Annotated in this window: 5 protein-coding genes; 2 read left to right on the plus strand and 3 right to left on the minus strand. The window is 43.9% G+C overall.

Annotated elements, in window-relative coordinates; genetic code table 11:
- Window positions 1-193: 193 nt before the first annotated feature.
- The 3 genes from F6K38_RS30690 to F6K38_RS30700 form a co-directional block, all read right to left on the minus strand.
- A complete protein-coding gene (locus F6K38_RS30690) occupies window positions 194-667 on the minus strand; it encodes a hypothetical protein (RefSeq protein WP_008186218.1) in 474 nt (157 codons plus the stop codon).
- Between the two features lie 98 nt (window positions 668-765).
- Complete coding sequence (locus F6K38_RS30695) at window positions 766-3936, minus strand: efflux RND transporter permease subunit (RefSeq protein ID WP_287358840.1); 3171 nt, start codon at window positions 3934-3936, stop codon at window positions 766-768.
- Window positions 3937-3962: 26 nt separating this feature from the next.
- Window positions 3963-5624: an efflux RND transporter periplasmic adaptor subunit gene (locus F6K38_RS30700; RefSeq protein ID WP_287358842.1), complete on the minus strand. Its 1662-nt coding sequence runs from the start codon at window positions 5622-5624 to the stop codon at window positions 3963-3965.
- Window positions 5625-6032: 408 nt separating this feature from the next.
- Here F6K38_RS30700 and rppA point away from each other — a divergent pair, with 408 nt between their 5' ends.
- Entirely contained in the window at window positions 6033-6731 is a 699-nt protein-coding gene (rppA, locus tag F6K38_RS30705; protein WP_287358845.1) for a two-component system response regulator RppA, read from the plus strand.
- Window positions 6728-8122 carry a two-component system sensor histidine kinase RppB gene (gene rppB / locus F6K38_RS30710; protein WP_287358848.1) on the plus strand — a complete coding sequence of 465 codons (1395 nt, stop codon included), beginning with the start codon at window positions 6728-6730 and terminating at the stop codon, window positions 8120-8122. The genes rppA and rppB overlap by 4 nt, the downstream gene beginning before the upstream one ends.
- Window positions 8123-8391: the final 269 nt, after the last annotated feature.

An 8391-nucleotide genomic window follows, 5' to 3' on the forward strand; every position in this document is an offset into this window, starting at 1 on the left:
GGTTTATTTCCGTGACCATGGCTACCATGGTGATGACCATGCTCATTGTGATTATGGTGACCATGGTGTTTATCTCCCTCAACAGATGCATCTCCAGATTGCCCTAGTGTTGAACAACTTTGAGCCAGCAATAAAGTAGAACTAACTAGTAATGCGCTAACCAAACGATTCATTATGTATTTACCCACAATAGTTATTGTTTAAATGAAAAGCGACCGTTGATTTTTTTTCCGTTAATGTCAGTCTGAATAACTACTTTATATTCCCCAGTAGCTTTTCCTGGTAAAAAAGCGGCGTAATGTTTACCAGCCTGGTCATAACTGAAATCTAGATTCTTTTGCTCACCATTTGGTAACTGAATTTGAGCCTTAACTTTGGCATTAGATACACTTTTGTGTTCCTCGCCCTGTTGTAGAAAAAAGTCTAAGTGAATGCCCTGTTTTTCTACGATAGGCAACAATTCTAAATGATAAAGGCCAGATTCAATGATTTGACCACCTTGGGAGTAACCATCACCATGGCTGGAGGAATCAACCTTCTCAGTTTTGGTGACAGTTTCTGAAGAGGTAGTTTGAGTAGTCTCTTTTGTACTATTGCCACAGGAGGCTAAAAATATCAATCCCAAACTAGATAGAACAATTAAATTTGACTGCAACCACGAACCCATAGTTTTACTCCTTTCAAACTAATTTATTTTTTTGATAACCAGTAAAAAAGTTGATACTGACTAAGCTTACCGCTGACAGCTTACAGCTGACTACTTACCTATTGACCCACCACTGAACCACGTTTAAAGGATGAATTTAAGTCTTCAGGTGAAATACCAGAATTGATGGGTTTAGATATGAAAAAGCGACCAAACTGAGCATACAAAGCTGGTAATACCAATAAGGTTAAAGCTGTAGAAGTAAACAATCCTCCCAGCACAACTATTGCCAATGGCTGTAAAATTTCTTTCCCTGCCCCCGTGCCAATTACGAGAGGAACCATCCCTAAAGCTGAAGTCAACGCCGTCATTAAAATTGCCACTAATCGTTCCGTTGAACCTTCAATAATCACTTGACTCAAAGGCATTCCCTGAGCCAATTTATTGTTGTAATTATCTACCAGAAGTAAACCATTGCGGGTAGCAACACCAAAGAGAGTGATAAACCCTACCATGGAAGCAACAGAGACAATACCACCACCGAGGGCAACGGAAAAAATTCCCCCAGTTAATGCTAGAGGTAGATTGAGCATAATCATCACTGTTGCTGAAATTGACTTGACAGCAAAGTACATTAAAACAGCAATTACAATCAGTGCCAGAGTACCGAATACTAGTAAATTTTGGGATGCTCGTTGTTCTGATTCAAACTGTCCTCCATATTGGATAAAGTAGCCAGAAGGTAATTGTACTCTCTCCTTGACTGTGGCTTGAATCTCTTCAACTACACTACCTAAATCTCGATCAGCAACGTTAGCTGAGACCACAATCAGACGAGAAACATTTTCGCGGTTGATGGTGTTGGGTCCCTTACCATAACTAATCTGAGCAACTTGGGCAAGAGGAATCTTAGTCCCCGTGGGAGTGTCAACTAGCAGGTTGCTAATCCTATTAAGATTATTGCGGTATTCGGCTTTCAACCACACTACTAAATCAAATAACTGTTGCTCTTCCAGTACTTGCGACACAACTTTACCATTGAGGGCAGTTTCAACAATTTCTGCCAGCTGACCAACACTAAGACCATAACGAGCAGCAGCAGCGCGGTCAAACGTAATTTGCACCTGTTTGATCGGAATTTGCGGTTCAAGAATTAGATCCACCACACCAGGAATATCTTGCATCCCATCTCGAACTTGAGCACCAATAGTTCGTAATTCCGAAAGTTCCGGACCAAAAATTTTCACTGCGATCGCACTCCTGACTCCTGAGAGGACTTCATCCATGCGGTGGGAAATAAAACCACCAATACTAGGAGCTACCCCTGGTAACTTGGCAAATTCCTCACGCAGTTTCTCAATGGTTGCTTTTCGGTCTTTCATCCCCTCATCTGAAATTTCCACATCCAAATGGCCGAGAGTAACACTACCAGCATCAGCATCACCGGGAGCACGCCCTGAACGTAACTGCACTGACTCAAACCGGGGGTCATCTTTGAGAGCTAGTTGCATGGCTGAACCAGCCCGATTCGTCATTTCCAGAGAGACACCGGGATAAAGAGTGAAAGCATTCACAAGCGATCGCTCCTGAAACTCTGGTAAAAAGACTCGTCCTAGAGAGGTAAAAATAATTATAGAAGCGACAAACCCGGCTACTGCTGTTAGCAAAACTAGACTGGGAGCATGAAGAGAAAACCGAATTAATGGCTGATATAGTTTTTTAGAAAAGCGCGCTACCCAAGTTTCTTCTTCCGGTAACTGTACAGTAGCAAGCAAGAAAGCACACAAAGCTGGACTCAGGGTCAGGGCTACAAATGTAGAGGCAAAAATTGATACGAGATAGGCTACTCCCATCGGTGCAAAGATACGACCTTCAACACCAGTAAGGGTGAAAATTGGTGCGAAGACTACAGCGATAATTACTGTAGAAAACAGCACACTCACTCGCACTTCCACTGAAGTGTTATAAACCACCTGTAATGGGTTGAGGGGATTTCCTGCTTGCTGATTTTTCCGTAATCCCCGATAGCAATTTTCCATGTCCACAATCGAGTCATCCACCACTGACCCAATTGCTACAGCTAGTCCTCCCAGAGTCATGGTATTAATTCCCAAACCAAAGAGATTGAGTAGCATCATCCCAATCAACAAAGACAGAGGAATGGCACTGAGGGTAATAATGGCAGTGCGCCAGTTCATTAAGAACAGAAACAGAATAATAGAAACAATGATGATGCCATCCCGCAAGGCATTCCTGACATTTTTAATTGAGGCATCAATAAAATCGGATTGGCGGAAAGTAACAGTAACCTTGACATTCTCCGGCAAACCCTCTTTAATTTCCTCCATGGCTGCTTCTACGGCTTTAGTAACAGTAGGAGTATCAGCCAGGGGCTGTTTGTTAACTAGCACCACAATCGCTTTTTTTCCATCCAAGCTACCATCACCCCGCTTCAATGCAGCACCAATTCGGACATCGGCGATATCAGAAAGCAGCAATGGTGTGCCATTACGTGCCACTACCACCGATTGTTCTAAATCCTCTATTGACTCAACTCGTCCAATGCCTCGAATTAATAGTTCCTTGTCTGGACTAATCAGAAAGCCACCCGCTGCATTAGTATTTGCTGCTGCTGCTGCTTCGGTAACTTCTGCTAAGGAAACATCAAAAGCGGTTAACTTGGCAGGGTCAACCAGTACCTGATACTGACGTACATCTCCCCCATAGGCAATTACCTGAGTTACCCCCGCTACTGCCAATAATTGGTTGGTAATATCTCGGTCAACCAATCGACGCACAGCCATTAGGTCAATTTCAGAGGGGACATCTCCTGTCTCTACATCTTCGTCAATGGTAAAAGCGTAGGAAAGAATGGTACCAATGGGCGAGGAAAGGGGAGAAATTTGCGGTGATTCTACTCCTTCTGGTAATCTGGCAGCAGCTTGTTGTAACCGTTCAGTTACTAACTGGCGAGCTTGATAGATATTAGTATCCCATTTAAAAATAACTTTAACTACCGAAATGCCCACTCCCGAAGAGGAGCGTACTGTAGTCAATCCAGGAATGCCATTGATCGCACTTTCGACAGGCATTGTGACTAAAGATTCTACTTCTTCTGGAGCCAATCCCGGTGCTTCCGTTTGAATTTCAACTTGGGGAGGAGCAAAATTGGGAAATACATCTAAGGGCATTTGGGAAACAATGCGAAATCCCCAAACTGTGACGATGATAGCGCCAATTACAACTAGCCAGCGTCGAGCAATAGACCACTTCAGGATCGAGTTAAGCATTTTGGTCTTACCTACAGCCTTGCTGATTATTGCCTGTTTACGAAACTATTAGGAATGGCCGAATCTAAATAGCCATCCCCATTGCTCTGGGCATTTCCTTTTACATCAGCAGTGGGATGATAGCTATTATTGGTCAGCCCATCGGAAATTTCTATAGGTGCTGGTCTTGATTGTGAAGCAGTGCGGCGTCCGAGCATAAAAGCACCAGCTGTAATTACCCCTCCTACAGGAAAAACCCACCACCAGGGTAGGCTAGCAACATTAACATTAGTCGATGTTGCCTTATGATTATGTTCTTCTTGCTCATGGTCATGGTGATCAGCTTTAGAGCCACCCCTTAGGGATTGGGCATACAACATCACCCCGCCTTCAGCCACAATCTGGTCACCTTCAAATAAACCATTCTTGACTTCTACCAAATCCCCAAAAGTTGAACCAAGAGTAAGTTCTACAGGTTCATAGAAGTTCTGACCATTTTCTACATAAACCAGTTGTTTACCATTAGCATCCACCAAAGCATCTTGAGAAATCGCTAAAGTAGCTACACTGGTTTTATCAGTAAGAATATTTAATTGAGCAAACATTCCTGGTTTTAGTTGCCCTCCAGGATTATCCAACTTTACCCTCACTGGCACTACTCGTGTCTGACCTGCCACGATAGGGTCGATTTGGGTAACTTGACCTGTAAAAGTCTGATTAGGCAGACTAGAAACTTCTAATCTGACCTTTTGACCTATTTTTACCTTGTATAAATCTTTTTCATAAATATTAGCAGTTGCCCAGACTTGATTATTGTTAACAATCGTCATCAGTTGCCCACCTGCGTCTTCAAACGATTCACCCAAGGTTACTTTCCACTGCGCTACTGTACCGGAAATTGGAGCAAGCACCGTTACCCTTCCTTGCTCATTAGCAGAATTACTAAGTTGTTGCAGTCGGGTTTTGTAGGTAGTATCGCTCAGTTGAACCCGAGATTTGGCAGCCTTAACCGCTGTTTGAGCCCGTTTTAGTTCCGCTTCTGCTTCCAGAACCTCCCGACGGCTAAATGCTCTTTTCAGTAACGTTTTAGCCTCTGCTAGCTTAGTTTTCGACTCTAGCATCTGACGTCGAGCCAGAGCACCTTCGATTGCTAATCCTAGGTCTTTATCGTATTCTTCTTGGGCTACTGCTAGCTGAGTTTCAGCTTCATCGATTTCAGCAGCAGCAATTTGACGCTGACGTTCTAAATTTTCCCTAGCTAGTTCCAGATTTGCCTCAGCTTCTCCCAATGTTGCCTTAGCTTCAGTCAGTCTATCGAGAGACTCAACCCGCAATTCAATTAACTCCAAGCTAGAGATGACAGCAACCGCTTGACCTTTTTTGACCCTCTGACCTGGTTTGACCAAAAGTTTAGCAACTGTACCGGGAATCGGCGCTGTTACTTGCGCCTGTTGGTTGGGCTGGGTTTCAATTTGCCCGGTGGTTTTAATCCCAATATCCAAAAACTGCCTAGAGACGGATTGGAGTTTAATCCCAATTTGACTAGCGGTGGTGGCATCTACCTTAATTCCTTCCGGATTGCTCGTGGCTTCGGTTCCGCTTTGGAACTCATTTCCATGCCCGGCATGGGCGAAAACAGCAACTGGTGCGATCGCTATCAGCAGCAAAAAGGTAAACGTTGAAGCCAGGATTTTTTCTGTCTTGTGCATAATGGATCAGTGCTTTTGATGCTCAGCAGAGGGTGCAAGTAGTCACCATAGTCTCTACCCAGATACCCAAGGTTTCTGGATGGTCGTTTGCTGTCGTCTTGATTCAGTATCACAAGCAAATATGAAATCAGGATGAAATGTTAGGTATCGATGAAATTATTTTTTGTTAGGACTTTCGTAAGGCTTCAGCTTATGACAGTAGGAAATTGATTTGTTGATATTTGTTAATGACTGTCACAATTTCATTTTGATTACATATATTTATATCAATCTATGTTTTATAATTAAGGCTTACATACATTGGCTATAGGTGCATGCAGCTTTAAGCTAATTTATCCGGTACACCCTGCCCCGCTTTCTTTCCCGCATATCGCTACTATAGACAAAGTATCCAGCGGGAAAAGACAGATGAGAGTACTGCTAGTTGAAGATGAACCAGACTTGGGTGCTGCAATTAAGCGAGCGTTGAATATAGAGAAGTATGTGGTGGACTTGGTTGTTAACGGCACTGACGCTTGGGGTTATTTAAACAACCACGAAACCCAATATACCCTAGCTATCTTCGACTGGTTGCTGCCAGGGCTATCGGGACTAGAGTTACTGCGTCAGTTACGCTATCGTAATAATCCCTTACCTATTTTGATGCTAACGGCAAAAGACCGCCTGGAAGATAGAGTAATGGGTTTGGATACGGGAGCCGATGATTATTTAGTGAAACCGTTCCGAATGGCAGAGTTGCTAGCAAGAGTTAGAGCCTTGCACCGGCGAACACCCCTACTCCAGCCCCAACAACTTCAGGTGGGTGACCTTATTTTAGACTATGGTAACCGAACAGTTTATCGTCTTGCTGCCAATGGTGAGAAACTCGACATTCCACTCACGAATAAAGAATTCCAGCTCTTAGAGTATTTCATGAAGCATCCCAATCAGGTGATGACCACCAACCAAATTCGCAATCAGCTTTGGGAAGTGAGTGCAGAACCGATCAGTAACGTAGTGGCGGCTCAAATGCGCCTGCTACGTCGGAAACTCGAATCAATCAACTCCAGCATTCCGATTGAAACTGTGCATGGTTTGGGATATTGTCTCAATCTCAAAAAACAATGAATCAAAATAGGCTATTTAACCAGACTCGTGGGAAATTAGCACTTTCCTATGCCATCGTCATGGGGTTTATTTTGAGCCTGTTGGGATTTGGTGTTTACAGAGCGATCGCTCATGCCCATTTAGTCACTTCAGACCGGGAGTTAAAATCCGTTGCGGGGACACTCCATGATAGTCTGGAATGGAAGCTCAAGGAACCGGGACGGGTAGAGCCGATAATTGGTGAACTTTTACCGAATCTGTGTATCGTTGGAGTTAACTGTTCCCAAGCACTGGTGAGTTCCCAACGCCACATCCTCAGTGCTATTAGCCAAGGTCACTACTACATCCGGCTATTTGATACCTCAGGACGTTTAATTGCCATTGCAGGCACTTACCCAGAGGGATTACCCCAGGTGTTTAACCAAGCACCTTGGCAAACCCTTTCCGATGGTAAGGGCAACTCCTATCACCAAATTTCTCTATCGCTACATACTCAAGATCAGCGGGATTGGGGGTATTTGCAGGTGGGGCACTCTCTCCAATACCTCAAGGACTACCTCAATACGGTAAAATTAATCTTGGCATTGGGGCTGCCAATGGCAATGATCTTAGTCGGCAGTGGCAGTTGGTGGTTAGCAGGCTTGGCAATGCAACCTATTTACCAATCCTACAGACAGATTCAACAGTTTACCGCTGATGCTGCCCACGAGCTACGGACACCGATAGCTGCGACACTGGCAACGGTTGAGTCAGCACTTTTGATGCCTAGCTTGGATCAACAAGAAGCACGAAACATTCTCGAAATTGTTGAACGTCAAAATCAGCGGCTGAGTCAGTTAGTTGCGGATTTGTTGTTGTTGTCTCGCTTAGATAGACAACCAGCATCTGTAGGTCACCAGACATGCTGTCTCAATGACCTGGTTAGCGATTTAGTTGAGGAATTAGCAGCCTTGGCAATCGCTTCCGAAATTACACTGACATCTTCGGTGCGAGTGTCAACTCCTCTGGAGGTTGTAGGTGATTCTGAGCAGCTTTATCGCCTAGTTTCTAATTTAATTATTAATGGTATCCAATACACCCCTGTGGGTGGTAAAGTAACTGTTATTTTAGACAAGAGCGACCAACAGGCGGTGATCCAGGTAGAAGATACGGGGATTGGTATTGCCCAAGAAGACCAAGGGCGAATTTTTGATCGCTTTTATCGAGTCAAGAGCGATCGCTCTCGTCATACAGGAGGTTCTGGATTAGGGCTGGCAATTGCTAATGCGATCGCTATTGCCCACCACGGTAGCTTGCAAGTATACAGCGAACGAGGTGTTGGTAGTAGGTTTACTCTTCGATTGCCCAAGGCAGTTAATTTGTTCGATCAGGAACACTTTAGTGCTCCAGTTTTTTTTCAGTCAAACTCCTAAGTATTGACTGTAAAAATAAAAGCCTTGAGAACTTGTAATTTCTCTAAAACGCTGTAAGCCTATCCATCTTTATTATGAACTCTTGACAAGTTTTTAACATGTAAGGATTTTGGCTTGTTGCCCCAGGGTAAACGCATCTTATCTCATTGGGTGTCGCTTCTTGCTTCAATTATTACCTCTCCTGGTTTTTGCTCACACAGTGTATCACCCTTAGCTTGTCCTAATTGATCGTACTTAGATTGCTCAGGAAATACTCTGATTTCAACGAT

Origin of the sequence: Moorena sp. SIO3B2 (genome assembly GCF_010692525.1) — a bacterium.
GTDB lineage: Bacteria > Cyanobacteriota > Cyanobacteriia > Cyanobacteriales > Coleofasciculaceae > Moorena > Moorena producens.

Excerpts from the sequence above, each read along its gene's own strand:
- rppB (WP_287358848.1), top strand. The coding sequence starts at position 6,728 with ATGAATCAAAATAGGCTATTTAACCAGACTCGTGGGAAATTAGCACTT.
- F6K38_RS30690 (WP_008186218.1), bottom strand. The coding sequence starts at position 667 with ATGGGTTCGTGGTTGCAGTCAAATTTAATTGTTCTATCTAGTTTGGGA.
- F6K38_RS30700 (WP_287358842.1), bottom strand. The coding sequence starts at position 5,624 with ATGCACAAGACAGAAAAAATCCTGGCTTCAACGTTTACCTTTTTGCTG.
- F6K38_RS30695 (WP_287358840.1), bottom strand. The coding sequence starts at position 3,936 with ATGCTTAACTCGATCCTGAAGTGGTCTATTGCTCGACGCTGGCTAGTT.
- rppA (WP_287358845.1), top strand. The coding sequence starts at position 6,033 with ATGAGAGTACTGCTAGTTGAAGATGAACCAGACTTGGGTGCTGCAATT.